Source organism: Flavobacterium poyangense (assembly GCF_011751075.1).
GTDB lineage: Bacteria > Bacteroidota > Bacteroidia > Flavobacteriales > Flavobacteriaceae > Flavobacterium > Flavobacterium poyangense.
Genome location: NZ_JAALLN010000006.1, coordinates 122,736 through 146,661, shown reverse-complemented (window position 1 = coordinate 146,661; position 23,926 = coordinate 122,736). Strand labels below are relative to the sequence as shown.

Below are 23,926 nucleotides of genomic sequence, written 5' to 3'. Positions count from 1 at the left end.
AGTTTTTACAATTAAAATGTTACGTTAAGGCCAAAGGCAATGCCTTTTGATCTTGGGTAAGCCAGATAATCCATACCTGCGGAAGGAACTCCGTTAACTTGTTTATTAATGTCTACTTCAGGATCAAATCCGGTATAATTGGTAAACAATAATAAGTTGGAGCCGTTTGCATAAATGCGTACATTTTTACATTTCATTCGCTCCACTAAAGCTCCGGTAAAGGTGTAACCAAATGTTAATTCACCCATTCTTAAGAAATCTCCTTTTTGCAAAAATTTTGTCGAAGGCGAATTAGGATCACCCTGCCCTTGCGGAGAGTAAGCCGCTTTCTCCGTAACATTTCGACCTCCTAAAAAGGCTCCTTTAAAGAAATAAGCATTTTGTGTATTGTCATAAATGTAATTTCCTGCCACTCCGTAAAACGAAACTACTGCATCAAATCCTTTGTATCTGAAGGTAGAAGAGAAACCATAATTTAGTTTTGGCAACGGTTGTTTGTCCAGCAATTGTTTAGAAGCCTCGCCAAGTCCAACCGGTTGTCCTGCGGCATTTGTATAAATAGAATTTCCGGTGGCATCGTATCCCTTAAAATCATACAGATAATACGAATAAAGCGGTTTATTATTGGTAATTACCTGTGTATAAGCACCATCTAGTCCCTGACCATTTAAACCTCCTGTTCCTACAGTTCCTCTAAAATTTTTCATTTCATTTTTCAGAAATGAAGCATTGGCTCCAATTTCCCAAGAGATATTTTCGGACTCAATTATTTTATAGTCCAGACTAATTTCAAGTCCCTGATTGATTAAATTCCCGGGTAAATTTTTGTTACGTGGTGTATTCGGCCCCGGCTGTGTTGAGGCTTGTGGGACAGGAAAAATTAAATCTTTAGTGTTTCTGTAAAAATAATCTACGCTACCCGTTAATCGGTATTTTAACAAAGTAAAATCGGTTCCGATCCCCCATGATTCAGTCGTTTCCCATTTCAGATTATCGTTTGCATTCGAATCGATATTTAAATTTCCGTTATTTCCATAACTGGCTCTCCCGATTGCTGAGTTTGGCGCAAATTCCTGATTCCCGGTGATCCCCCAGTTGGCTCTGATTTTTAAATTATTAACCAGTCCTTCTTTATTTTCGAATAAATTATCGGCTAAACCTATCGACGGAAAGGTTCCATATTTGTTGTTTGCGCCCAATTTTGTAGATCCATCTGTACGAACGGTGGCCGTAACAACATACTTCTTAAAAAAAGTAGCATCTGCTCTGGCATAAAAAGATTGTAATTCAGATACATTTTTAAAAGAACTGCTTCTAAATTCGTTCTGAAGTCCGCCCTCAATATTATCTATCAGATTGGTTTGCGCCAGATCATATCCTTTTCCTGAAGTTACAAAACCGCTGGCCAGATAGTAATAATACGAATAGCCCACTAAGGCATTTACATTAAAATTGTCACTAAATTTATTAGTGTAGTTTAAGTTGTTCTCAAAGGTTTTATTAAAATTAGTGATTCCCTGAATAGAAGCGGTACCGTATTTTGTAATAACAGGATCAGAGCCGGGAACCGTCCCGAAGAAAGCATCGCCCTGAATTTGCATCGTTGGCAAAATCTGACTTTTTCTGGTAGAACCAGAAGTTTCCACGCCAAATAAGAAATTATATTTAAAATGACTTCCTAATTTAAGGGTCGCATTAATACTTCCCAATATTTTATTTGTGTTGGTATAATCTTTATAGGAATCTAATAACTGCACCGGATTCAGGTAGGTTTCGCTTACTACATTATAATGTCCGTCAGCATTATAGATTGGTCGTGTCGGGTTCCAGTATAAAGCCGCTCCAATAACGTTTCCGATATAACTGGCATTGTTTGTTATTAAAGTTGTTTCATCGTTTATACTGGCATAAAGCAATTTTGTATCAACTTTTAGTATTTTATCAAAAAAGTTATTGGAATTGAAAAACGAAATAGTGTACTTGTCCAAACCCGTATTTTTTACAATTCCTTTGTTGTTACTGGTAGAAAAAGAGATCCTGGTACTGGAATTTTCACTTGCTGAGTTAAAAGACAAATTATTGTTTATTGCAATTCCTTTTTGCAATACAGCATCTTCCCAATTGTAAGCCCTTCCTCCAAAATCCTGATTATTAATTTGTGGAGTTCCTCCAATAGGATCTGCCGGTATAGAAGGTACACCGGCTGCTTTACTGGCTGCAACAAACTGCTCGGCATTCATGACACCAAAATCCCCTGCTTTTGTACTAAACTGCGTTGAAATACTAAAGTTGAATTCAGGAACATTAGATTTTCCTTTTTTGGTTGTAATTACGATTACGCCATTTGCTCCACGAGCACCATATATGGCTGTAGACGAAGCATCTTTTAATACCGAAATAGACTCAATATCTGCGTCATTTATAAAATTTAAAGGATTTTTTGCCGAAGAGGTCCCCAGTAAATCAGTTCCTTCTGCCGATACGTCTCCTCCACTCAACGGAACACCGTCTACCACAATCAAAGGGCCATTACCCGAACGTACAGAAGAGGAGCCACGTACCCGAATGGTAACAGCAGAACCCGGCTCTCCGCTGGTTTGTGTAATTTGTACGCCGGCTACTTTACCTCTTAACAATAAAGCCGGTGAAGTATTTGAAACACCATCAAAATCTTTTGAAGAAAGTACATCTACCGCCCCCGTTAAATCTTTCTTTTTGGAAGTTCCGTAACCCACTACTATCACTTCACTTAACTCACTGCGGTCTTGCGCCATTGTTACATTGATCCTGGTTTTGTCCCCTACATTTACTTCCTGGTTTTTAAGCCCGATATAACTAAAGACTAAAACAGCCCCTTTCCCTACATTTTTAATCGTAAATCTTCCGTCAAAATCGGTTTGAGTTTCGTTTTTGCTTCCCTTTACTATTATCGAAACGCCTGGGAGCGGGCCATTAGAATCTGACACCAGCCCTGACACTTCCTGCGAATACATCAAGCCGGTACATAGCATGGTTAGAATAACCAATAAGCCTTTTTGTAGACTATTTTTCATTGTAATACTATTTTAGTTAATAATTTTGGTTTGTTGTTAGTTATTTTAAATCTGTTTTTTGATAGTTTGAATCAGCAACTAAACTGTTTCGAGCTTAAAGTTGTACACCAATGCAGCAGCTCCTAAAACGGCACTGTTTTTAAGTTGTGATTTTTCGATTTTGAGTTTCTTCAACTCCACGGGAAACATAAAATCCTCAAGTCCCTGCCAAACGGCATCGATAAAAAACTCGTAAGCATTACTGATAGAACCGCCCAAAATGATGCTTTCAGGGTCGTAGGCGTATAAAACTATTTTTACAACCTCAGAAAGGTTTTTTCCGTAATCTTTAAAAACTTCGAGCGCTTTAGAATCTCCTTTTTGGGCTTCCAGATAGAGTTGTTCTCCATCTAATCCTCTTGAGGTAAAAAATTCACTGGCACAATATTGTTCGATAATGCCCTCTTTGTACGAGATACTTCCTATTTCTCCGGCTCCGGTATTGACACCCTGATACAATTTATTTTCGATAATAATCCCGCTGCCAAGTCCGGTTCCTATAGTCACTCCAACAAAGTTTACCGCATCAATTCCTTTCCCGAAGAAATTTTCACCCAAGGCAAAACAATTGGAATCATTGTTTACATATACCGGTATTTTAAAATGAGCCTCGAGTATTTTTTTTAAGTGAACTTCTTTCCACGACGGTATCGCCACAACATCATATACAATTCCTTCTTTCCAGTCTACTACACTCGGTACTCCAATACCAATCGCTTCACAGTCGGGCTGATAAACTTGTTCTATGGCTTCTATTAATCGGTCTAAAACGACCTTTTCAGATTCTTTGGCGGGTGTATTTACTATACATTCGGAAATAATTTCTTTCCCTAAAATAAGGCTGGTGTGAATCTTTGTCCCTCCCATGTCAACGCCTATGATTTTTCTTTCCGACATTTTTACAACTTTATATAATTATTGATTTTCTTTTGTTTTCTTTAAATTTATTGTCGCATTATTTACTAATGGTTTAGCCCAAAAACCAATGCTAAGGATATAACCGAGGGTAATATACAAGGCCGTCATGGCATAGCGGAGTCCCATTATATCGCCCAGTTTCCCGATTATTAAAGACGTAACTGCTCCGCCAACAATACCCGTACATAAAATACCGGAGAAGGCTCCATGATTGTTTTTAAGAGAGTTTAAAGCCAATGAAAAAACAACAGACCACATGACCGAAAGGGCAAAACCGCAAAGTGGAAAAGCGTAAAGCGAAATCTCCGCAGCACCAAACAACGCAAGAGTCAGACTTATAATAGCTGCTGTTGCAAACAAAATAAGTACTTTACGACTGTCCAGAAACTTAAGTAAGACCAGGCCCAGAAGACAACCTGCGGTGAGAAGTCCCCAGAAATAAGCCACTGCTTCTGCACCAATAGTCTGAGGGGAATACTGGTGATAATCGCTTAAAAATTTTGACATCCAATTGGCGATTCCCTGCTCTGTGCCTACATAAGCAAAAGTTCCGAAGAAGAAGAATAGCACGGTTTTGTTTTGAAGTAAATCTTTGTAAACACTCCACGTTCCTGCTTTTTCAGATTCCTCCAGTTCAAATTTGGGGAATTTAAAAAGCAAAATAATAAGAACCATGGCAAGTGCTGTTAGAGCAAAAATCCAATATAAGGAAACCCAATTCAGATTTTCGGGAACCAGTTTTGACAAGATTTCCAGAAATTCGTTTGCATTTGTTTTGCCGTGTTTGATGTTCGTCACCAAATAACTATACACCAGCGGACTCAGAAAAGAAGCCAATCCAAAAAACAATTGCGCCATTACAGAATTGAAAGCAAAATGCTCTTCGCCACCTGAAACTCTTAACAATGGATTAATGGCTACCTGCAAAGCGGCCATCCCGATGCCTATCAAAAACAAAGAAACCAACGCCATCGCATAATAAGGAAACAATCCGAATAACAGTGAACCTACTGCGGCTATCAAAAAGGAAAATGCCATTACTTTTTTCTCCCGGTATTTTTCGAGTAATACCCCTGCAGAAGTTGACATTACACCATAAGCTGCAAAAAACGAAAACGGAAGGAAGCCCACCATCCCAAGCGATAAATGGTAACTATTGATAATATCCGGAATCAATGGTCCCATAATGTTTGTTAGAAAAGAAATAACAAAAAAGGTTAAAAACACCAATCCCACTGTTAACTTACTCGTTTTCATTGATTTGTTTATTAATTAAAAAATTAGATTTAGGCATTCGTTTTCCTTGCGAACAAAAAAGCCCTGTTTTGGATTTTTTATTCACCCTATTTGAAATAGTGTACTTTCACTATCTAATTCAAGTTGTTAATTGTGAAATGTAAAATGTGACATGTTAGTCTGAAAGGGTACATACTTTATTTGACGGATTTTTCTTAGTCTTATACGAAGCAACAAAATTTAGATGAATTGTTACTGTATTTCAGTAATCCACAGCAACTATATGTTCATACAAAATAAAATAATAATCAATTAAACAAAACTTACTACTTTTCACATTTTACATTTTACATTTTACATTTTACATTCTACATTTCACAACTTGAGTTATCAATAAAAATGACCTTGTTCTTCTTAGTCTACATTCCAGCCTTTGTAGCTAAAAACAGGTTTTTCGCCTTTTAAAGCAGCAACCGGAAAAGTGACTTTAAGCCTCCTGCTTTCGTTTGGCACTAATGAGATATAGTTATCGTCCCACAAAACCGGAACTATTGATTTTCCTGAAACTGACCCCACAATGTTTAACTCAATTAAAAACGCAATAGCGGTTGATGGATTTTTAAGTTCTACCGTAACTTCGTAGTTATCTTTTTCCTTTTTAATAGTATGCTGAGCCTCAATTTTTACTTTTGGTAATTGGTCTAAATCGGTAAAATCTGCATATTCCATTAGCGGTGTGTGTATCCAGTCTGATTTTTTAAAATCGAATACGTCTTTTTGAGTCGACAACCAATAAAAATTGTCTGCGATTTCTTTTCCTTTATCATCCGATAAGTACATTTTCAAAAAATATACTTTTGTGTAATTTTTATCACTTGGTAAATCGATGGTTTTTAGAGAAGCATTCCCATTAACAGAGACTGTTTCTTCTTTTTCGAAAATTAATTTTCCGTTAAAATCAAACAGTTTCACCTGAGCCTTCAGATTTTTAGTTTTCTGCGGATTTAAATTGCTCACATAAACCGCGTTATCACCATAATTATAAGCAATATTTATCTGACGTGCCCCTAATTTTGCACCATAAAAAGCTGCATTCGGCAATAAATTATAGTCCCAAAACTGCCAGATTAATTTTGGCCACGGAGAGTTAAACATCCATTGTACAATCCCCGTTGTATTGCTTCTGTTTATGGCAAAGGCTTCGTACATAGAGCGCATAGATTCCAGATTAGACGCCTGACTTTTAAAAGTAAAATCGGCAACATTATTCTGAATTCCGTATCTTTTGTTGAAGGCCGTTGTGAAACGGTCAAGTGTTTGAAATTCGTTTCTGCCACAGTGAAAATCCCAAGTTGCATTTATAGGCCACAGTTTTTCTTTCGGAATCATACTTTTTACGACTTCAAGCGAAGGAACTTGTGGCCCCGGACCTGTCTCGGTATTAAATCCGAAAGCCCCTCCGTTCTCCGTGTCCACAAACCAATAATTGGGAGCCACATACTCATAAGGGCCGTTCATTTTTACTCCTGTTTTTCCAGAAATGGTACTTTCCATGCCTTTGCAGGACATTAAAAGTGGTCTCGACGGATCAACTTCCTTAAAAAGAACATTGTATTTCTCTTCCAATTCCGGACGAGGTAGTTTATCACTTCCCATGACCCAGACAAAAATACTCGGATGGTTTCGCAGCCAATTGACATGATCACGGGTATAGTTTACAATAAGGTCCATGTCTTCCGGAGTTTTAATCGACATAAAATCATCTTCGGGTTTATCAAGATAACTTTTCCATTCCCATTGGCAGCTCCACCCCACCATCATCAAAAGTCCCATTTCATCAGCCATTTCATAAATTCTTTCGCCGTTTCCCCAAAAACCTTCCATCCTAACCGTGTTCATGTTAGTCTGTTTTACGTATTCTAATTGCGCTTTTACTTTTTCTTCGGTATCATTTAAGAACATTCCGTCAACCCAGCCACCGCCTTTAATCAGGACTTCAACACCATTTAATTTGTAACCTCTGTATCCTTTTGCCGTTATATAATCTTCGACCTCACGTATTCCGAAAGAAACCGATTTGGAATAGGAAACTTTTTTATCGGTTTCAATCGACAGGGTTAAGTTGTACAGATTTGGCTTCCCTAATTCATAGGTCCACCACAAACGAGGATTGTCGATTTTCAGCTGTTTAAATTCCGACGATTTAAAAACAACTACACGTTTCTCAAAAGGCTGTAGTGTCACTTTCTTTTCGAAAGTGATGTTTTCAATTTTCCCTTTTAAAACGGCTTCCAATACTCCGTTTGTATGGTTTACAGCTTCAGCAGAAACTTCTAGATCGGCACTTTTGTATTCTTTTTTATCAATTTTTGAAATAACGAAGATATTGTTCAGACTTGTTTGATCTGAAATTTTAAGCTTTACAGGTCTCCAAAGTCCTAACTCCCGATCCGGAGCCATAGGCGCCCAATCGACAAAACCAATCGAAGGTTCGTCTGCTTTTTGATGAAAGACTTCAACAGCAAGCACATTTTTTCCCTTTTTTATATATTTTGAAATATTTAAAGCAAAAATTCTAAATCCCCCAAACAAACGATCTGCACTAGCAATCTGGTTGCCGTTGAGCCAAACATTGGCTCTGTAATTGATTCCCTCAAATACTAATTCTGTGTTTTTTGACGCATCTTCAATCACAAATTCGTTTCTGTACCACCAAGGCACTCTGAATCGTGCCGTATCTACTTTGCTGATATTTTCGCCCATAAAAATATCCCCGTATTCCTTATTCGCAATCAAAGCAGCCATCACCGTCGATGGAACTGTGGTTTTATACCATTTTGAAACATCAAAACCGGTTGCAGAAATTTTAGTTCCGGAGCTGTTTATTTTGGCAGATGATTCTATCCTCCACCCTTCTTTTAATTGTTGTTCGAATTTTACATTTTGAGCATTTGCAGGAATCATAGTGCATATTACCCAGAAAAGAAATAAAATTAATGTACTATTTATATATTTTTTGTTCTTCATAATTTTTCTTTTAATCGAATAAGGAGATTACTATTGGTTAACAAAATTCGCGTTTGAAACAATTTTAGTTTTTTTGACTTAGCTATTAGAATTCATCATTTTTTTACTACAAAACAACAACCCATACATTTCATTAAAAGCATTAAAAAAAATTAAATACCTTGAAAAAAAGTTAAAAAAACTAATAATTAAAATATTTTTATGCATTTAATTAAAAACCACAAAACAAAAGTAGGCTTGTAATTGAATTGATAATGGTATATTTGCGATAATTAATCTTCATTTTGCGAATATTTACAATTCCCAAATTCAAAGCAAATCGTTCGCTATTTTAAGATTTCATTCCTATGTAAAGCGTTCTACACCAATTAACCTTTGATAAAAATGACACCCAAAGTATTGCTATTAGTTAACTTTTCTGAAGAATATGGTCGAGGTCTTTTAAGCGGAATTGCGAAATATTCCAGGCTATTTGGTCCACTTAACTTTTGCCGGATTCCAATTGTAAGCGGAAATAAAAAGGACTTAAAAAATGCCATTTCATGGGCGAGGACCTGGGGGGCAAATGGTATTATAGCTCAAATAGAAAATGAACAGGTATTTGAAAAATTACTTGCTTTAAATATTCCGATCATTGCTCAGGATACTAACGAACGGTTTAGCGGCATCCCTAATATTACGGGATTTTATAAAGAAACGGGGCATATGGCCGCTTCTTATTTTATTGAAAAGGGATTTAAAAATTTTGCTTTTTATGGTTTCGACAATATTGTCTGGTCTCGGGAAAGATGCGAAGGTTTTTGCGAAAAAGTAAAAGAATTCAATTGTGACGTTCACATTTACCAGCACCAAAAAGAAGAAACGCCACCACTATGGAGCTACAAAGAGTCGCAGCTTGCCGATTGGCTCAAAGCATTACCGAAACCCATCGCCATTATGACCTGCGATGACAATCAGGGTCAGCATGTCACGGAAGCCTGCAAAGCAATTGGCATCAACGTCCCTGAACAAGTGTCTGTACTTGGAGTTGACAATGATTTAAGCATTTGCAATTTATCTGATCCTCCATTATCGAGCATTTCTTTGAATACCGAAAAAGCCGGTTTCGAGACAGCACAGCTTCTCAGTAAAATGATGCAGAATAAAGTAGGTGTTAACAATGATATACACGTAGAACATTTGCAGATAATTACCCGCAGATCAACCGATTTTCTGGCCGTAAACGACAAAGAAATAAGCAAAGCCCTGCATTTCATCTATTACAATTACAAAGAAAGAATAGCGGTAGATGATGTCGTAAAAGCAACTGCTTTGTCGAGAAGGGTTTTAGAAAAGAGATTTCAATTGGTTTTAAAACGAAGTATACTCGACGAAATCAATACTTTACGAATTAAACAGGTCAAACAACTTCTAATCGAAACCGAATTATCGATCACAGAAATCTCAGATGCTTGCGGTTATACCGACATCAAAAACCTCTCAAGATATTTTAGCCGACATGAAGGTGTTAATCCTTTGGAGTTTCGGAAATTAAGGCAGGTGAAGTAATCAATTCATTTTATTTGGCTACTAAATTCTCGTATTCCAATTTCGTAAGAGAGTTGTCTCTATCTTGGAGAATCATTCAAAAATATATAATCTTTTAAATTCTTCCACTTAAAATACAATAACAACAAAACAACTACTAAAATGCCAGCAACGATAGACACAATTAGCAAAGCAGTTTCTATTTGATATACATAATCCAAATCAACCCCATCTTTACTTTTTTGCAGTACTCTAATTTTACTTTCTAAGTCCCAAGTTCTTTTTTCAAAATAATTAGTTTTACTCTCGTAGATATTCTTGATTCTTGCATTCAATAATCCTTCTTCAAAACCGTACTCCCTTGCAAGTTTATAAATTCTTTCAGCATTTTCAGGCTCTCCCTTTAATCTTACCAGATTCCCTAACTCGAAAAGTAAAATCGAAATAACTTTATCTTGTGGTTTTATAAAAGTAATTCTTTCATTTACTTGATAATAGATTTCTTTTGCCAGCTTATCTATTTCGTCTTTCGATAATTTTGATTTAGGTTCGCCTTTATCTCCAAAATTAGTATTTATTAAAAACTGACCTGAAACATCCGTCAAATTCTTAATTTTTGCTTCTAAAATTCTTAAATGCAACCACTCAGAGCCATTATGAGACTCAGGGTTAATCTCAATTGATTTTTTAATCCATTGATAAGCTTTCTGATTTTCTCCGATTAGCTCGTAAAGCGTTCCAACATTTGATGCGGTAGAATATCGATTGGGTTTAATTCGTTCAATATTCAAATACAATTTTAAAGCTTCATCGTATTTTTTTTGGATAATTAAAAGGTATCCTTTGTCAGACAAATAATCTACATCATTTGTTTTTTTATATAAACGATCAAGCTCAGAAATCAATCTTGGGAACTCCTCTAAAAAAAAATTATGCCCGTGAGGAACAAGCCCCTGATGATCTATATAAACCATCTCTCCGTTTTTTAGCACCTTAGTTTCCCCATTCAAACAGGCAAAACTCTTAAATGAAATTAAAACCAGAACAACAAAAATCCTAAATTTATTCATAAACAAACCGTATCGATTAAACCTGAAACCTGAAACTAAACAAACCTAAAACAAACCTTATTGCTAATTCAACCACCAGATACTGGCATTCAGAATGGCAGCAAAAGCAACCCAAACCATATAAGGAATTAATAAATAGGCCGAGGTTTTATTGATTTTACCAAATTTCAGATAGGTTTCATAAATCATCAATTCTAAAATCGTTATCTCAATTAGGGCCAGCATCGGATTTTTTAGTCCAAAGAAAAGATACGACCAAATCGCATTTAAAGCCAATTGAATTAAAAAGAACCCCAAAGCTGTTTTTACTTTTTGATTTTGTTCTTTGATTTTATCCCAGACTAATCCTGCTGCAATTGCCATTAAAATATAAAGAAATGTCCAAACCGGCATGAAAATCCAATTAGGAGGATTAAACCCAGGCTTAACAAGCGTAACGTACCAGGTCTCTATACTGGGTCTTGTAACCATGCTGGCAGAATAACCAACTAATAAACAAACCATTAAAGCAATTACAATTCGGACAATTTTATTCATTCTATTTAATTTTAAGCCAAAAATAGGCAAAAAATGGACTTTAAACCATATAAGTTAGGTAAGTTCATTTTATACTAAGTGCTATTTTATATCTTCTTATATAACTTATATGGTTTAATTTACACTTCATTTTTATATAAACCATATAAGTTAAGTAAGTTCATTTAATATTAAGCGCTATTTTAATATCTTCTTATATAACTTATATGGTTTAAATTCGCAGCTTTTAGCGCCAAATAAATAAGAAAAAGTATCTTTGCCCAAATTTTATATTTCATGTTTACAGCAACTGATTTTATTCCAGAAAAATATACTTCGGATATCGAAAAAGGTAATTTTGAGTGGAGCGCTCCCAGCAATATTGCACTAGTTAAATATTGGGGGAAAAAAGACAATCAGATTCCGGCGAATCCGTCCGTGAGTTTTACACTCAACAATTGCAAAACGATTACGAAACTGGCTTTCATAAAAAAAAGCGCTTCGACTCCGCTCAGCGTGACAACCGAGAGTTTTTCGTTTGATTTGCTATTTGAAGGAAAGGCTAAAGAAGATTTCAAACCCAAAATCCAGAAATTTCTGGAAAGAATTGAAGTGTATCTTCCTTTCCTCAAACACTATCATTTTACAATTGATACTCAAAATACGTTTCCACACAGTTCAGGGATTGCCTCATCGGCATCCGGAATGGCTGCTTTGGCAATGAACTTTATGAGTCTGGAAAAAGTACTGAATCCTGAAATGACAGATGATTATTTCTTTCAAAAAGCTTCTTTTTTAGCGCGTTTAGGATCTGGAAGTGCTTGCCGTAGCGTAAAAGGAAAAGTAGTAGTCTGGGGAAATCAGGCCAACATAAAAGGAAGTTCAGATTTGTTTGGAGTTGAATTTCCGCATGCGATTCATAACAATTTCAAGAACTATCAGGACACTATTTTATTGGTAGACAAAGGCGAAAAACAGGTTTCAAGCACTGTTGGTCATGATTTAATGCACAACCATCCGTATGCTGAAAGACGTTTTGCACAGGCACACGAAAATCTGGATCAATTAATTGCCATTTTTGAAAGCGGTAATCTGGATGAATTCATAAAAGTAGTCGAAAGTGAAGCCTTGACTTTACACGCTATGATGATGACTTCAATGCCGTATTATATTTTAATGAAGCCTAATACTTTACAGATCATAAATGCGATTTGGAAATTCAGAAATGACACTCAAATTCCGGTCTGTTTCACGCTTGATGCCGGTGCAAATGTACATGTACTGTATCCCGAAAACGTTAGCGAAAAAGTACTACAATTTATTCAGGACGAATTAGTTGTATTTTGCCAGAATGGTCAGTACATTTGCGACAAAATTGGAGATGGTGCAATTGCATTATAATTTTTGTATCTTTAATTAAAAATTCAGATCATGGACATTCAATTAGAAAAACTCGAATTGATAAAAATGTTAGCCGATACAGAAGATCCGGCTATCATTCAATCCATTCGGAAAATTTTCAAAACCGAAAAAAAAGATTGGTGGGATGATTTGACTGAAGAGCAGAAAGAAGAGATTTATCTTGGAGAAAGACAAATTGAAAATGGAGAATACTCTGATTTTAATGATTTCATTGAAAAATATCGATAAGATTTAAAAGCAATGAGGCAAGTTATAATTTCAGATTTTGCTCGAGCTAAAATTAAACATGTTTTAGAATACATAGAAGATAAATGGTCTGTAAATACTCGTCAAAAATTCGCTCAAAAATTATATTATTGCATCAAAGTTATTCAAGAAAATCCGGAGGCTTTTCCAAAATCTGAAGACAATAAAAGAATTCATAAATGTGTTATTACAAAACAGACCACCATTTTTTATAAGTTCAACACCAGAAAAATTGAAATAATAGCTGTTTTCGACACCAGACAAGACCCAAATAAAATAAAGAAAGACATTAAATAAATTATGAAAGGACCATTATTTTACTCAAAAATATTACTCTTTGGAGAATACGGAATCATCCGCGACTCTAAAGGACTTTCTATTCCCTATAATTTTTACAATGGCGCTTTGAAGAAAACCGAAGATCCTTCGGCAGAAGCTATTGCATCAAACGCCAGTCTAAAACGTTTCGTAGACTATCTTGAAACACTACAAACCGAACAACCGGAATTGGTTACTTTTGATTTGACTACCTTAAAAAGTGATGTTGAAACAGGCATGTATTTTGATTCCAGTATCCCACAAGGATACGGAGTTGGGAGCAGCGGTGCTCTAGTAGCAGCGATTTACGACAAATATGCCAAAGACAAAATTACCGTTTTAGAGAATTTAACTCGTGAAAAACTGTTACAGCTTAAAACTATATTCTCTCAAATGGAAAGTTTTTTCCACGGAAAAAGCTCCGGTTTAGATCCTTTAAACAGTTACCTAAGCATTCCGATTTTAATTAATTCGAAAGACAATATTGAAGCAACCGGTATTCCGACTCAAAGTTTTGACGGAAAAGGGGCTGTCTTTTTGTTAGACTCAGGAATTGTAGGCGAAACGGCTCCGATGGTGAATATTTTTATGGAAAATCTAAAAGATAAAGGTTTCCGTACCATGCTTAAGAACCAGTTTGTCAAATATACGGATGCCTGTGTAGAGAACTTTTTACATGGCGATATGAAATCATTGTTTACCAATACTAAAAAACTGTCTAAAGTGGTGTTGAATAACTTTAAACCAATGATTCCGGAACAATTTCATGGCATCTGGCAGCACGGAATTGACACCAACGATTATTATTTAAAACTTTGTGGTTCCGGCGGAGGAGGTTATATTTTAGGTTTCACCGAAGATTTAGAGCGCGCCAAATTATCTTTGAAAGACTATAAATTAGAGGTTGTGTATCAATTCTAAAACTCAGCTCTCTTTAAATAATCAGCCTTATTGAAGACGCTTTTCCAAAAATCATCATCTTAAAAGTTATTTAATATGAAAAGTATTTTAGCGATTATCAAAGCAACTTTTTTAGGTGGAATTTTATTTTTAGCCCCTTTAATTTTAGTACTGGTACTTTTAGAGAAAGGTTTTAGCATTGTTCAGAAAATTACAAATCCGATCCTAAACCACTTCCCAAAAATAAAAATTTTAGGATTGGCAATTGAGGAAATTGTAGTCATCACCATCATCGTCATTATTTGCTTCACGGTAGGTTTAATTGCTAAAACTGCCTACGCAAAAAAACTGATTCAAAGACTCGAAGAAGGGATTCTAAGTTTCGTTCCCGGTTATTCCTTTATGAAAAGCATGAACGAAAACATCATGGGTTTCGAATCTAAGCAGAATTTAAAAGTCGTTTTAGTTCCCACAGATGCAGATTGGCAATTTCCCTTTGTGATCGAACAAATAAACGAAAACAACTTTTCTGTATTTATTCCGGATGGGCCAAATCCGTGCAGCGGCTCCGTTTGCTTTGTAGAAAAAAAAACATCAAAGAAGTGAAGAGGAGCCAAAAACAAGCCTTAGCCTGCATTCGTAAATTAGGCTTTGGCGCTAAAACCATATTAAAAGACAAGCTTTAAAATTACATCAGAAAAGACTCCATTAAAAAATAAGCCTTAAATTACAATTCGAAACCAAATTCATAAAATGTTAAGCAGAAAGAATAAAATTTTAGCGATGAAAGTTATTAGTTTGTTCTCTGTAGTGAGAGGTTACAACATTCCCATCATCGTTTTAGCACAATATTTGTCATCGATTTTTATTCTGACTCCCGAAAAAAGGGCATTAGACATTCTACTCGATTTTCATCTGTTTCTAATTGTTTTTGCTTCCGCTATTACAATTGCTTCCGGATACATTATCAATAATTTTTACGACAGCCAAAAGGACTTAATCAACAGACCCAACAAGTCGATGTTGGACAGACTGGTAAGTCAGAAGACCAAATTATCGGTTTACTTCACTTTAAATTTTATTGCCGCTTTAATGGCTCTGATTGTTTCCTGGAGGGCTTTTTTCTTCTTTTCCGGTTACATTTTCCTAATTTGGTTCTACTCTCATAAAATAAAAAAATACCCTATAGTTGGGAACCTAACAGCAGCTTTACTGGCTGTTATTCCTTTTTTTGCAATCTTACTCTATTTCTACAACGCCATATCGTTTGAAGAAATTGAAAACCACATGAACCATTTTGCAGTAATTTCAGCCCATGCCATGTTTTTGTTTTTATTGTTGTTGATTCGTGAGATGATAAAAGATTTAGAGAACCTTAAAGGTGATTTGGCCAACAATTACAAAACCATTCCGATACTTTACAATGAAAAGGTCTCCAAACAAATTATAACTGCTTTGACCTTTTTAACTATACTACCCGTTTATATTCTGATCAACATTTACGATGTGGGTTATATGGACATTTACTTTTATGTTTGCTACATTTTCTTGCTTTTCTTTCTGCTTTACCTCTGGAAATCAAACTCTAAAGAACAATATTTAGTATTACACAATGTTTTGAAATTTTTAATCGTTTCAGGTGTTTTTTGCATTGTATTGATCAACCCTGCTGTTTTATGGCACGGAAAAAGTCTGCTCCTTAAAATTTAGATTTAACATTACCCCAAATAAAACAAAGTCATACAGATCGTTATCTCTCTTTTTATGGTCTTTTAACTGTAACTGAAAGTGACAAACCTTCTAATTCAAAGAGCGATTACAGCGCTTATAAGCAACAAAAAACGAAGGCTATTAATCTAAGAACAATGAACTTAGGATTATTTAGCAAGAATAAACTATCTTTGCACAAATTACAGAATTTATGAACAATAAGGAAGGCAATAATAAAAGAGGCGGTTCGAGACCAAATAGCTCTAGACCAAACTCTAACAAGCCAAAACCTCCTATGGCAAAACGTGCTCAAGGGCCGAAAAAAGTGAAACCTGCTGTGAAGGCTGCCGAAGAAGAAAAGGCGCAGAAAATTAAAAAACAGAATCAGGCTCCAAAAAGACAAAAAGCTGCAGACGAAATTCGTTTGAACAAATACATCTCTAATTCAGGGGTTTGTTCACGTCGTGATGCTGATATATACATTCAGTCCGGAAACGTTAAGGTAAACGGTGTTCCCGTTACTGAAATGGGATATTTAGTAAAAATAAATGATGTTGTAAACTTTGACGGTGTTACGCTTACTCCTGAGAAAAAAGAATACATCTTGCTAAACAAACCTAAAAACTTTACAACTGCTCTTGACGAAGGTCAGGAATACCGTAATGTTCTGGAATTAGTTCGTGGTTCTACTACCGCTAAAATTGGTCCAATTGGAAGAATGGACAAGAATACAACCGGTTTGTTGTTGTTTACAAATGATACTGATATGATTCGTAAATTTACTTTACCAAATCAGAAATCATCTAAAATCTATCAGGTTTCTTTAGACAAAAATCTAAAATACGAAGATTTAGAGAAAATCAGTAAAGGTTTAGTTCTTGACGGACACCGCGTTTTTGTAGAGGAAGTGAGCTACATTGACAATGAGCCAAAAAGCGAAATTGGACTTAAATTGCGTTCTTCAAATGTAAAAGTGGTTCGTGCCATTTTTGAACATTTTGAATACGATGTTTTACGCATCGATCGTGTTTCATTTGCCGGGCTTACCAAAAAGAATCTGCCAAGAGGTAACTGGCGCTTTTTAACGGAACAAGAAATCATTAATTTGAAAAACGTTTAGTACAACGTCTTCAAATAAATCATATAAATCCTATTTTGCTTCTGTAAAATGGGATTTTTTATTTTATAGTAATTCTGAGGAAAAGATTAGAAGAAGTTATGTCCGAAAAGTGTAAAAATGGACCTTCCTAAACTTGCTTGATTTTTGTCATCTACCGTTTCGTAACATGAAAATCCAAGTATGATTTTTATTCCGGGATGAATACTGTTTAAAATATCTCTTTTCTGTTCTTCTAACAGTAATTTTAAACTATCTAAAAGCTGAATATTATTCTTAAGATACGAGACGACCAGTAGTGCTGAAAAATTAAGTATTTCTCTTGCGGTTTCGCTTTTGATTCCGACTTCGTTGGAAATCATTTCAGAAATCCGTCCTTTCTTGTTGGCAAAAATCTCTTTCAATAAACCATTTCCTTCTAAGCGATAACAATCGTCAACTGATAAAATCCTACCGGAAGCAAAATCAACTTCTCCGTAAAATGTGGAGTTTTCCTCTATCATTGACACCATTTGCTTATAAAAACCCGATTCCTCCGCTTTATTATACAATCCCATCAGGACTGTACCAATTGAAACATCAATTCCCTTTATTAAAAGAGCGTCATTTTCAAAATAAAACTTATTTAACTTTGAGACAACATTAGAAGATATGAAACGTCTAAGTTCAATTTGTAGGTTCGGAGTCATGGCATTATTATTTGTTAGAATTATTTAAACACATTCCAAATAATCGACAAAGTGGGGCTTTTAATCGTTTATCTGGATAAAAATATAAAATATTTTAACATTTTCAAAAGATCTGTTTAAAATTTACCAAACCATTTACTACTTTTTTAACCCTAAAAACAAAAAGGCTCAATAAACATAACCCTTTCGTTATCAAAACAAAGGAAAAAAACAGGGAAAGAAAATTAAACTATTTTTAAAAAAAACAGAAAAAATAAGAAAAAGCTTAAATCCTGAGAGGCGTTTTAAAACAATAAACTCCAATTCTGCAAAACTACACTTATGAAAATACCCAGAAAAATGATGCAAAACAAAAAGTTAATAAACCCTGACGCCAAGAATCCCAATAAGGATCCTGTTGCTGCTTTTAGTGCGCGACGATGGTTTTTAGAATCATAAATAAGCTCTCCGATAAAAGCCCCAAAAAAGGGTCCCAAAATTACACCGAAAGGAATTGGAGAAAGAATTCCAACTATTAAACCAATATTGGTACCCCAGATTCCGTAAGAGCTTCCACCAAACTTCTTAGTTCCTTTGGCAGGAATAACATAATCCAGAATCGTAATAATTATAGTGATCACCAGTGTAATTCCCAAAAGCCAATAATTATTTTCGACAGCCTTGGTCAAATTCAATAACAACAAACCCACCCAACAGCTGGATAATCCCGGTAAAACCGGTAAAAAACTACCAAAAACACCAACAATTACACATATAAAACCAAGTAACACCAATATTAAATCCATATTTTTTTTGTAAATTCGTTCTTACGAGCTATTTAATCAACTATAACAATGCCAAGACTTTTGTCCTTATTTTTATTTTGTTTTTTACTCTTTATGAGCAATGCAAATATACTGGCACAGACTAAAAAGCTTTCCATAGACGACCAATTAATTCAGGACAGTATTTATAAAAGTAATAAGAAAAAAGTATTAAATTTTTCTATGAAAGATTTTAATGCCGTTTTTCTGGAATATTTTAATCGGAGAAGTGATCCAAATATTGTATTAAGCAAAACAGAATTTTACAACTATACCGTTCAAATTGCCACATTTTCTGATCGTTTATCAGCATTATACCCTGATCAGAAAGAAGTTGCAGCTAAAAACAAAGAAGAATGGCTCTCAAAAAGCTACGAAGAATATATTCAATACAAAGCATCTCAAAAAAAATAATCGTATTTTTACAACCTAATTAATTCCGTGCAATTCAACATCAAAATCTTGAGACAACTTCCTCTTTTTATAGTCGTTTTACTTTTCAATTCTTGTCAATATTTTGAGAAGCAGGTTCCGTCTGAAAAAGAATTGCTGCAAAAAGAATTAAAATCAATTAACTGGAAAGAAGTAGATGAATTTCCGTCGGTAACGGATTGCGAAAAAATAGCAGACAAAAAACTCCGTCAGCAGTGTTTTTTCGAAAAAATGACACAGCTAATTCAGGAAAAACTAGACATCGATTCACTTTCTGTTCTATACCCTGAACTTGATACGATCGAAGTAAAAGTAACCGTTTTTCCTAATGCTACCATGCAATTTGAGCCGCAGTTCCCAAAAGATTCTGTCGCTTACGATACTATTAAAATCGATAGTATCCTTCACGCGCGTTTAGTCGATTTCCCAAAAGTTAACCCTGCCATCAAACGCGGAATTCCGGTAAAAACTCAGTTTATCTTACCTGTTATTATTAAAGCAAAAGACAATAAGTAAATTGGTTTAAACCATATAAGTTATTTAAGAAAATATAAGTTTGTCTCTAGTGAATTTACATAGCTCAAATTAAACGCTATTTACTCTAAAGCTAACAACGCACAATTGCTATAAACCATATTAGTCACGTAATAGCTGCTTTTAAATGCACTTACATTACTTATATGGTTCAGATTAAGTTCAGTTTGTTCTATCCTTAAACACACAACAAACTTTACAAAAATTCATATTCTTTAAAACTACGCCTTAAATTGTCTTTCCTTCCATTCATAAGAACCAAACAAACTGTAAAAAGCTACTGCCATGCTAAAAAAGGGATATAAGACACTACTTAAAATCAGATTTTGTATTCTGGTCTTTCTCAGAAATTGATTTGTTGTATAAAGCAATACAAAATCAATTGCAAATTTTGAAAAAACAAACAAAACAGAAAGCCACCAGGGCCAGGCTCCAAAAAGAAAAAATACAGTCCCTATTATAAAATTCAAATTCCCGAAGAAAACAATTAACCCCAGTACCTTACCAAAAATGCTGTGGTAAGAACTCGTTTTAGCTGCCCATCGCACTCTTTGATAAAACAATGATTTCCAGTCCGGAGTTGGTTTTGTTTGCACAATTACTTCACTCGCTTTTAGATAATGAACTTTATCAGGATGTAATTCTACTCCCTTTTGGAGTAAAAAAACATCATCTCCGCTGGCAATTTTATTATTACCCTCAAAGCCATTTAATTCTTCAAACATTTTTTTTGTATATGCAAAATTGGCTCCGTTACACATAAAAGCTTTTCCAATTCCAAAACTGCCAATGGTTGCTCCCTGTAAGCTGGTAAGATCCAATTGCTGAAAATGGTGTAAAAAGGAGTCATCACAATCGTAGGTCACCGCGCCCGCCAACATCGAAACAGTATGCTCCTGAATATAATTATCAAAAATCAACAACCAGTTTTCCGAAACAATACAATCGGCATCGGTAGTGATTACCCAATCTGTTTTTACGTGTTTCATTGCCGTTGAAATGGCATCTTTCTTAGGCGATTTCGAAACCCTGACATTATCAACTACCAACACCTGAAACTTGAAACTTGAAACTTGAAACTCATCCTGAGACTCATCGTCAACCAAAATAACTTCAAACAAATCATCCGGATAATTAAGCTTTGAAAAACTGGCTAAAAGAAGGGGCAAATTATCAGCTTCGTTTCTAAAGGGAACTATAATTGTAAAACTGGTTTTAGGCTCCAAATTTTTCTCTTGGTACTTTTTTACTTTACCGTAACCATAAATGAGCCATCCGATTGTTATCATATAAAGTATCAATATGACAAACAAAACCAAGCTCATTCGGAGATTTTAGTTTTAAAATTCAACACATAATAACTCCCTAAAATTACCGGCAAAACCACATTTAAGAACCACATTAAGGTCGAGATAAAAACAACAATCCATTCGTTTACACCTAAAATTCCAAAGAAATAAATGGCAACACTTCCTTTTACGGCAAAATCCAGAAACTGAAAAGTCGGCAAAGAAGAAGCTAAAAAATAAACCACCGCGATTGTAGCAATTAAGGTAAAATAAGGCAAATCGACATCAAAAGCCAGAAACAAAAAATAGTATTGATGTGAAAAAACCAAATAACGGCAGGTCCCTAAAAGTATATTTTTTTGATGGACAGGCTTCGGAATTTCGTTAATCTTATGAAGCAATTTTTCGATAGAATATCCTTTGATTTTTATCTTTTTTAATGAAAACAAAACGATAAAAAACAGAAAGAAACCGGTAAACAATATCGCAACCGTTTTGGTAGTAATTACATTGTATTTTGCATTGAAATACAACAAGCCAAAAACACCAAAAATCACGGTCAGAATCATTTGGATTCCATTACAGATCAGATTCAGGAAAACTACTTTTTTGGCTTCCGATTTGGCATAAAACAATGCCTTTCCTGCGTATTCCCCTACTCCGTTTGGCGTAAAAATTCCCGCTGTTAATGCTGCCAGAACTTCTTTGGTAGCTTGTCCTACCGAGATTTCGTGTAGCACTTTAGCCAGATTCTGCCATTTTAAAATCTCGAAATAACGATTTAAAACACTCAAAAACAAAATAAAGGCAATTCCTAAAACAGATTGGTTTTTACGAAATAAAGTAATGAATTTCTGCCAATCAAGTTTGTCATTGTGTGCCAACTGATCGTAAATAAAATAAAATGCACCACCAACAATCAAAAGTTTGATCAGAAGAACAAGGAATTGTTTAGCTTTGTGAGGAATTGTAATCATACTGCAAAGTAAAGCAAACTATTGTAAAAATGCTATTCCACAAAGATTCACAAAGAAATCACGAAGCTGCACAAAATTAAAACTTAGTGAATCTCTGCGCAACTTAGCGAAACCCTTTAAAAATTGACAAAAGAACGCATCATATTAGGTATTGACCCCGGAACAACGATTATGGGTTTTGGATTGATTAAAGTCATTAACAAAAAAATGGAATTCCTGCAGCTTAACGAACTACAGCTTTCTAAATATGACGATCATTATCTGAAACTTAAAATCATTTTTGAGCGTACCATAGAATTAATCGAAACGCATAATCCGGACGAAATTGCAATCGAGGCTCCTTTCTTTGGCAAAAACGTACAATCAATGTTAAAGTTAGGTCGTGCGCAAGGTGTTGCAATGGCGGCGGGGCTTTCAAGAGGCATTCCGATTACAGAATATGAACCTAAAAAGATAAAAATGGCGATTACCGGAAACGGAAATGCCAGCAAAGAACAAGTTGCTAAAATGCTCCAACAGCTTTTAGGTTTAAGAGAGCTACCCAAAAATCTCGATTCAACCGATGGTTTGGCAGCAGCCGTTTGTCACTTCTTCAATTCCGGAAAAATTGTTGCCGGAAAAAGTTACTCGGGCTGGGATGCTTTTGTAAAACAAAATGAAGATAAAATTAGAAAATAAGACAACGAGATAATTTGATAATCAGATAATTCGTTTCAGGTCTTTATAATTATCCCATTGTCAAATCACCTAATTGCTAATTTAGAAAAAATGAGCGGCATCTACATCCATATCCCCTTTTGCAAACAGGCTTGCCATTATTGCGATTTCCATTTTTCGACTTCGATGAAGAAGAAAGAGGAAATGGTTTTGGCTATTGCCAAAGAAATCCAATTGCGTAAAAATGAGTTTGAAAAGGAAATTGTAGAAACCATATATTTTGGTGGAGGAACTCCTTCTGTCTTAGAAAATTCAGAATTACAGCTTTTAATTGATACCGTATATGAAAATTATAATGTAGCTGACAACCCGGAAATAACACTCGAGGCGAATCCGGATGATTTGTCAAAAGAAAGAATTTTTGAGTTATCTAAAAGTCCAATAAACCGCTTGAGTATTGGAATTCAGTCGTTTTTTGAAGAAGATTTAAAACTAATGAACCGAGCGCATAATTCGACGGAAGCTAAAAATTGTTTGCAGGAAGCAACAAAATACTTCGATAACATTTCATTGGATTTAATTTATGGAATCCCCGGAATGACGGATGAAATGTGGAAACAGAATATTGAAACAGCATTAAGTTTCGGTATTCCACACATCTCAAGTTACGCGTTGACGGTTGAACCGAAAACGGCATTAAAAAAACTGATTGATACCGGGAAAATCGCAGAGCCACAGGACGAGGTGGCTTCCAATCACTTTATGATTTTGGTTGAGATGCTGCAGAAAAACAATTTCATTCATTATGAATTGTCCAACTTTGGGAGAGAAAATTACTTCTCCAAAAACAATTCCGCTTATTGGCTGGGTAAAAAATATATCGGCGTAGGACCTTCGGCACATAGTTATGATGGCGAGAAAAGAGGCTGGAATGTGGCAAACAATTCACTTTATTTAAAGGCTATACACGACAACATTTTGCCAATAGAAACTGAAATTCTATCGATATCAGATCGCTACAACGAATATATTATGACCGGATTGCGAACCATTTGGGGCGTTTCTCTGGAAAGAATTAAAAACGAATTTGGAACGGAATATTTAGAGTATCTAAATCAACAAACACAAAAATTCTTAAATGACGATTTAGTTTATGTTTCTGAGAATATTCTGCGACCTACCGCGAAAGGAAAATTTTTGACAGACGGAATTGCTTCAGATTTATTTTTCTTAAATTTGAAATAAACTGGTTTAACCGCAAAGTACGCAAGGTTCGCAGTGAAATTTTTCACGCAGATTTAGCAGATTTATTCAAATTGTTTTTATCGAAATAACAAAACAAAAATATCGGCTTAATCTGCGTGCAAAAGGCTTTTCGTCTCCTATGTTTGCGTAGATTTTTTTTCGCGCAGATTTAGCAGATTGTTTTATCGAGCTACAAAAAAA

General features: G+C 35.2%; 22 protein-coding genes. 12 read left to right on the top strand and 10 right to left on the bottom strand.

What is annotated here, in order from left to right:
* Positions 1–11 precede the first annotated feature (11 nt).
* The 4 genes from G3A47_RS12415 to G3A47_RS12400 form a co-directional block, all read right to left on the bottom strand.
* Complete coding sequence (locus G3A47_RS12415) at positions 12–3,053, bottom strand: SusC/RagA family TonB-linked outer membrane protein (protein ID WP_243860444.1); 3,042 nt, start codon at positions 3,051–3,053, stop codon at positions 12–14.
* Positions 3,054–3,131: 78 nt separating this feature from the next.
* Positions 3,132–3,989: an ROK family protein gene (locus G3A47_RS12410; RefSeq protein ID WP_166922745.1), complete on the bottom strand. Its 858-nt coding sequence runs from the start codon at positions 3,987–3,989 to the stop codon at positions 3,132–3,134.
* A gap of 18 nt (positions 3,990–4,007) precedes the next feature.
* On the bottom strand, positions 4,008–5,267 hold the full coding sequence (locus tag G3A47_RS12405) for an MFS transporter (protein ID WP_166922743.1): 1,260 nt from the start codon (positions 5,265–5,267) through the stop codon (positions 4,008–4,010).
* A gap of 393 nt (positions 5,268–5,660) precedes the next feature.
* Positions 5,661–8,273: a glycosyl hydrolase 2 galactose-binding domain-containing protein gene (locus tag G3A47_RS12400; protein ID WP_166922741.1), complete on the bottom strand. Its 2,613-nt coding sequence runs from the start codon at positions 8,271–8,273 to the stop codon at positions 5,661–5,663.
* A 384-nt stretch (positions 8,274–8,657) separates the two neighbouring features.
* On the opposite strand from G3A47_RS12400, the gene G3A47_RS12395 reads away from it, so the two are divergent.
* On the top strand, positions 8,658–9,821 hold the full coding sequence (locus G3A47_RS12395) for an AraC family transcriptional regulator (RefSeq protein ID WP_166922739.1): 1,164 nt from the start codon (positions 8,658–8,660) through the stop codon (positions 9,819–9,821).
* Between the two features lie 59 nt (positions 9,822–9,880).
* Here the strand turns inward: G3A47_RS12395 and G3A47_RS12390 are convergent, their stop codons facing one another.
* Both G3A47_RS12390 and G3A47_RS12385 read right to left on the bottom strand, forming a co-directional pair.
* On the bottom strand, positions 9,881–10,870 hold the full coding sequence (locus tag G3A47_RS12390; RefSeq protein ID WP_166922737.1) for a tetratricopeptide repeat protein: 990 nt from the start codon (positions 10,868–10,870) through the stop codon (positions 9,881–9,883).
* A 63-nt stretch (positions 10,871–10,933) separates the two neighbouring features.
* Complete coding sequence (locus G3A47_RS12385; protein WP_166922735.1) at positions 10,934–11,407, bottom strand: TspO/MBR family protein; 474 nt, start codon at positions 11,405–11,407, stop codon at positions 10,934–10,936.
* Positions 11,408–11,683: 276 nt separating this feature from the next.
* On the opposite strand from G3A47_RS12385, the gene G3A47_RS12380 reads away from it, so the two are divergent.
* The 7 genes from G3A47_RS12380 (at position 11,684) to G3A47_RS12350 (ending at position 17,102) form a co-directional block, all read left to right on the top strand.
* Positions 11,684–12,787, top strand: coding sequence for a diphosphomevalonate decarboxylase (locus G3A47_RS12380; protein ID WP_166922733.1), 1,104 nt, complete (start codon positions 11,684–11,686; stop codon positions 12,785–12,787).
* Between the two features lie 30 nt (positions 12,788–12,817).
* Positions 12,818–13,036 (top strand): hypothetical protein, encoded by a 219-nt coding sequence (locus G3A47_RS12375; RefSeq protein ID WP_166922731.1) that lies wholly within the window; start codon positions 12,818–12,820, stop codon positions 13,034–13,036.
* Between the two features lie 12 nt (positions 13,037–13,048).
* Entirely contained in the window at positions 13,049–13,351 is a 303-nt protein-coding gene (locus G3A47_RS12370; RefSeq protein WP_166922729.1) for a type II toxin-antitoxin system RelE/ParE family toxin, read from the top strand.
* 3 nt (positions 13,352–13,354) lie between these two features.
* The gene (locus G3A47_RS12365) at positions 13,355–14,293 is read left to right on the top strand and encodes a mevalonate kinase family protein (RefSeq protein WP_166922727.1); all 939 of its coding nucleotides are present in this window, start codon (positions 13,355–13,357) and stop codon (positions 14,291–14,293) included.
* Positions 14,294–14,368: 75 nt separating this feature from the next.
* A complete protein-coding gene (locus G3A47_RS12360; protein ID WP_243860442.1) occupies positions 14,369–14,878 on the top strand; it encodes a DUF502 domain-containing protein in 510 nt (169 codons plus the stop codon).
* Between the two features lie 147 nt (positions 14,879–15,025).
* Positions 15,026–15,982, top strand: coding sequence for a geranylgeranylglycerol-phosphate geranylgeranyltransferase (locus G3A47_RS12355; protein ID WP_166922725.1), 957 nt, complete (start codon positions 15,026–15,028; stop codon positions 15,980–15,982).
* Between the two features lie 211 nt (positions 15,983–16,193).
* Positions 16,194–17,102 carry a pseudouridine synthase gene (locus G3A47_RS12350; protein ID WP_166922723.1) on the top strand — a complete coding sequence of 303 codons (909 nt, stop codon included), beginning with the start codon at positions 16,194–16,196 and terminating at the stop codon, positions 17,100–17,102.
* An 86-nt stretch (positions 17,103–17,188) separates the two neighbouring features.
* Here the strand turns inward: G3A47_RS12350 and G3A47_RS12345 are convergent, their stop codons facing one another.
* Both G3A47_RS12345 and G3A47_RS12340 read right to left on the bottom strand, forming a co-directional pair.
* Positions 17,189–17,788: a DUF937 domain-containing protein gene (locus G3A47_RS12345; RefSeq protein WP_166922721.1), complete on the bottom strand. Its 600-nt coding sequence runs from the start codon at positions 17,786–17,788 to the stop codon at positions 17,189–17,191.
* Between the two features lie 284 nt (positions 17,789–18,072).
* Positions 18,073–18,573 carry a DUF456 domain-containing protein gene (locus G3A47_RS12340; protein WP_166922719.1) on the bottom strand — a complete coding sequence of 167 codons (501 nt, stop codon included), beginning with the start codon at positions 18,571–18,573 and terminating at the stop codon, positions 18,073–18,075.
* 93 nt (positions 18,574–18,666) lie between these two features.
* Here G3A47_RS12340 and G3A47_RS12335 point away from each other — a divergent pair, with 93 nt between their 5' ends.
* Positions 18,667–19,005: a hypothetical protein gene (locus G3A47_RS12335; protein ID WP_166922717.1), complete on the top strand. Its 339-nt coding sequence runs from the start codon at positions 18,667–18,669 to the stop codon at positions 19,003–19,005.
* Between the two features lie 48 nt (positions 19,006–19,053).
* The gene (locus G3A47_RS12330; protein ID WP_166922715.1) at positions 19,054–19,539 is read left to right on the top strand and encodes a hypothetical protein; all 486 of its coding nucleotides are present in this window, start codon (positions 19,054–19,056) and stop codon (positions 19,537–19,539) included.
* A 239-nt stretch (positions 19,540–19,778) separates the two neighbouring features.
* Here the strand turns inward: G3A47_RS12330 and G3A47_RS12325 are convergent, their stop codons facing one another.
* Both G3A47_RS12325 and G3A47_RS12320 read right to left on the bottom strand, forming a co-directional pair.
* Positions 19,779–20,882, bottom strand: a complete 1,104-nt coding sequence (locus G3A47_RS12325) for a glycosyltransferase family 2 protein (protein ID WP_166922713.1) — start codon at positions 20,880–20,882, stop codon at positions 19,779–19,781.
* Positions 20,879–21,823 (bottom strand): lysylphosphatidylglycerol synthase transmembrane domain-containing protein, encoded by a 945-nt coding sequence (locus tag G3A47_RS12320; RefSeq protein WP_166922711.1) that lies wholly within the window; start codon positions 21,821–21,823, stop codon positions 20,879–20,881. The genes G3A47_RS12325 and G3A47_RS12320 overlap by 4 nt, the downstream gene beginning before the upstream one ends.
* A 123-nt stretch (positions 21,824–21,946) precedes the next feature.
* On the opposite strand from G3A47_RS12320, the gene ruvC reads away from it, so the two are divergent.
* A complete protein-coding gene (ruvC, locus tag G3A47_RS12315; RefSeq protein ID WP_166922709.1) occupies positions 21,947–22,501 on the top strand; it encodes a crossover junction endodeoxyribonuclease RuvC in 555 nt (184 codons plus the stop codon).
* A gap of 90 nt (positions 22,502–22,591) precedes the next feature.
* A complete protein-coding gene (hemW, locus tag G3A47_RS12310; RefSeq protein ID WP_166922707.1) occupies positions 22,592–23,725 on the top strand; it encodes a radical SAM family heme chaperone HemW in 1,134 nt (377 codons plus the stop codon).
* Positions 23,726–23,926: the final 201 nt, after the last annotated feature.

What these genes read in the sequence shown, in the direction of transcription:
- G3A47_RS12415 (WP_243860444.1), bottom strand. Translation starts at nt 3,053, where the DNA reads ATGAAAAATAGTCTACAAAAAGGCTTATTGGTTATTCTAACCATGCTA.
- G3A47_RS12410 (WP_166922745.1), bottom strand. Translation starts at nt 3,989, where the DNA reads ATGTCGGAAAGAAAAATCATAGGCGTTGACATGGGAGGGACAAAGATT.
- G3A47_RS12405 (WP_166922743.1), bottom strand. Translation starts at nt 5,267, where the DNA reads ATGAAAACGAGTAAGTTAACAGTGGGATTGGTGTTTTTAACCTTTTTT.
- G3A47_RS12400 (WP_166922741.1), bottom strand. Translation starts at nt 8,273, where the DNA reads ATGAAGAACAAAAAATATATAAATAGTACATTAATTTTATTTCTTTTC.
- G3A47_RS12395 (WP_166922739.1), top strand. Translation starts at nt 8,658, where the DNA reads ATGACACCCAAAGTATTGCTATTAGTTAACTTTTCTGAAGAATATGGT.
- G3A47_RS12390 (WP_166922737.1), bottom strand. Translation starts at nt 10,870, where the DNA reads ATGAATAAATTTAGGATTTTTGTTGTTCTGGTTTTAATTTCATTTAAG.
- G3A47_RS12385 (WP_166922735.1), bottom strand. Translation starts at nt 11,407, where the DNA reads ATGAATAAAATTGTCCGAATTGTAATTGCTTTAATGGTTTGTTTATTA.
- G3A47_RS12380 (WP_166922733.1), top strand. Translation starts at nt 11,684, where the DNA reads ATGTTTACAGCAACTGATTTTATTCCAGAAAAATATACTTCGGATATC.
- G3A47_RS12375 (WP_166922731.1), top strand. Translation starts at nt 12,818, where the DNA reads ATGGACATTCAATTAGAAAAACTCGAATTGATAAAAATGTTAGCCGAT.
- G3A47_RS12370 (WP_166922729.1), top strand. Translation starts at nt 13,049, where the DNA reads ATGAGGCAAGTTATAATTTCAGATTTTGCTCGAGCTAAAATTAAACAT.
- G3A47_RS12365 (WP_166922727.1), top strand. Translation starts at nt 13,355, where the DNA reads ATGAAAGGACCATTATTTTACTCAAAAATATTACTCTTTGGAGAATAC.
- G3A47_RS12360 (WP_243860442.1), top strand. Translation starts at nt 14,369, where the DNA reads ATGAAAAGTATTTTAGCGATTATCAAAGCAACTTTTTTAGGTGGAATT.
- G3A47_RS12355 (WP_166922725.1), top strand. Translation starts at nt 15,026, where the DNA reads ATGTTAAGCAGAAAGAATAAAATTTTAGCGATGAAAGTTATTAGTTTG.
- G3A47_RS12350 (WP_166922723.1), top strand. Translation starts at nt 16,194, where the DNA reads ATGAACAATAAGGAAGGCAATAATAAAAGAGGCGGTTCGAGACCAAAT.
- G3A47_RS12345 (WP_166922721.1), bottom strand. Translation starts at nt 17,788, where the DNA reads ATGACTCCGAACCTACAAATTGAACTTAGACGTTTCATATCTTCTAAT.
- G3A47_RS12340 (WP_166922719.1), bottom strand. Translation starts at nt 18,573, where the DNA reads ATGGATTTAATATTGGTGTTACTTGGTTTTATATGTGTAATTGTTGGT.
- G3A47_RS12335 (WP_166922717.1), top strand. Translation starts at nt 18,667, where the DNA reads ATGAGCAATGCAAATATACTGGCACAGACTAAAAAGCTTTCCATAGAC.
- G3A47_RS12325 (WP_166922713.1), bottom strand. Translation starts at nt 20,882, where the DNA reads ATGAGCTTGGTTTTGTTTGTCATATTGATACTTTATATGATAACAATC.
- G3A47_RS12320 (WP_166922711.1), bottom strand. Translation starts at nt 21,823, where the DNA reads ATGATTACAATTCCTCACAAAGCTAAACAATTCCTTGTTCTTCTGATC.
- hemW (WP_166922707.1), top strand. Translation starts at nt 22,592, where the DNA reads ATGAGCGGCATCTACATCCATATCCCCTTTTGCAAACAGGCTTGCCAT.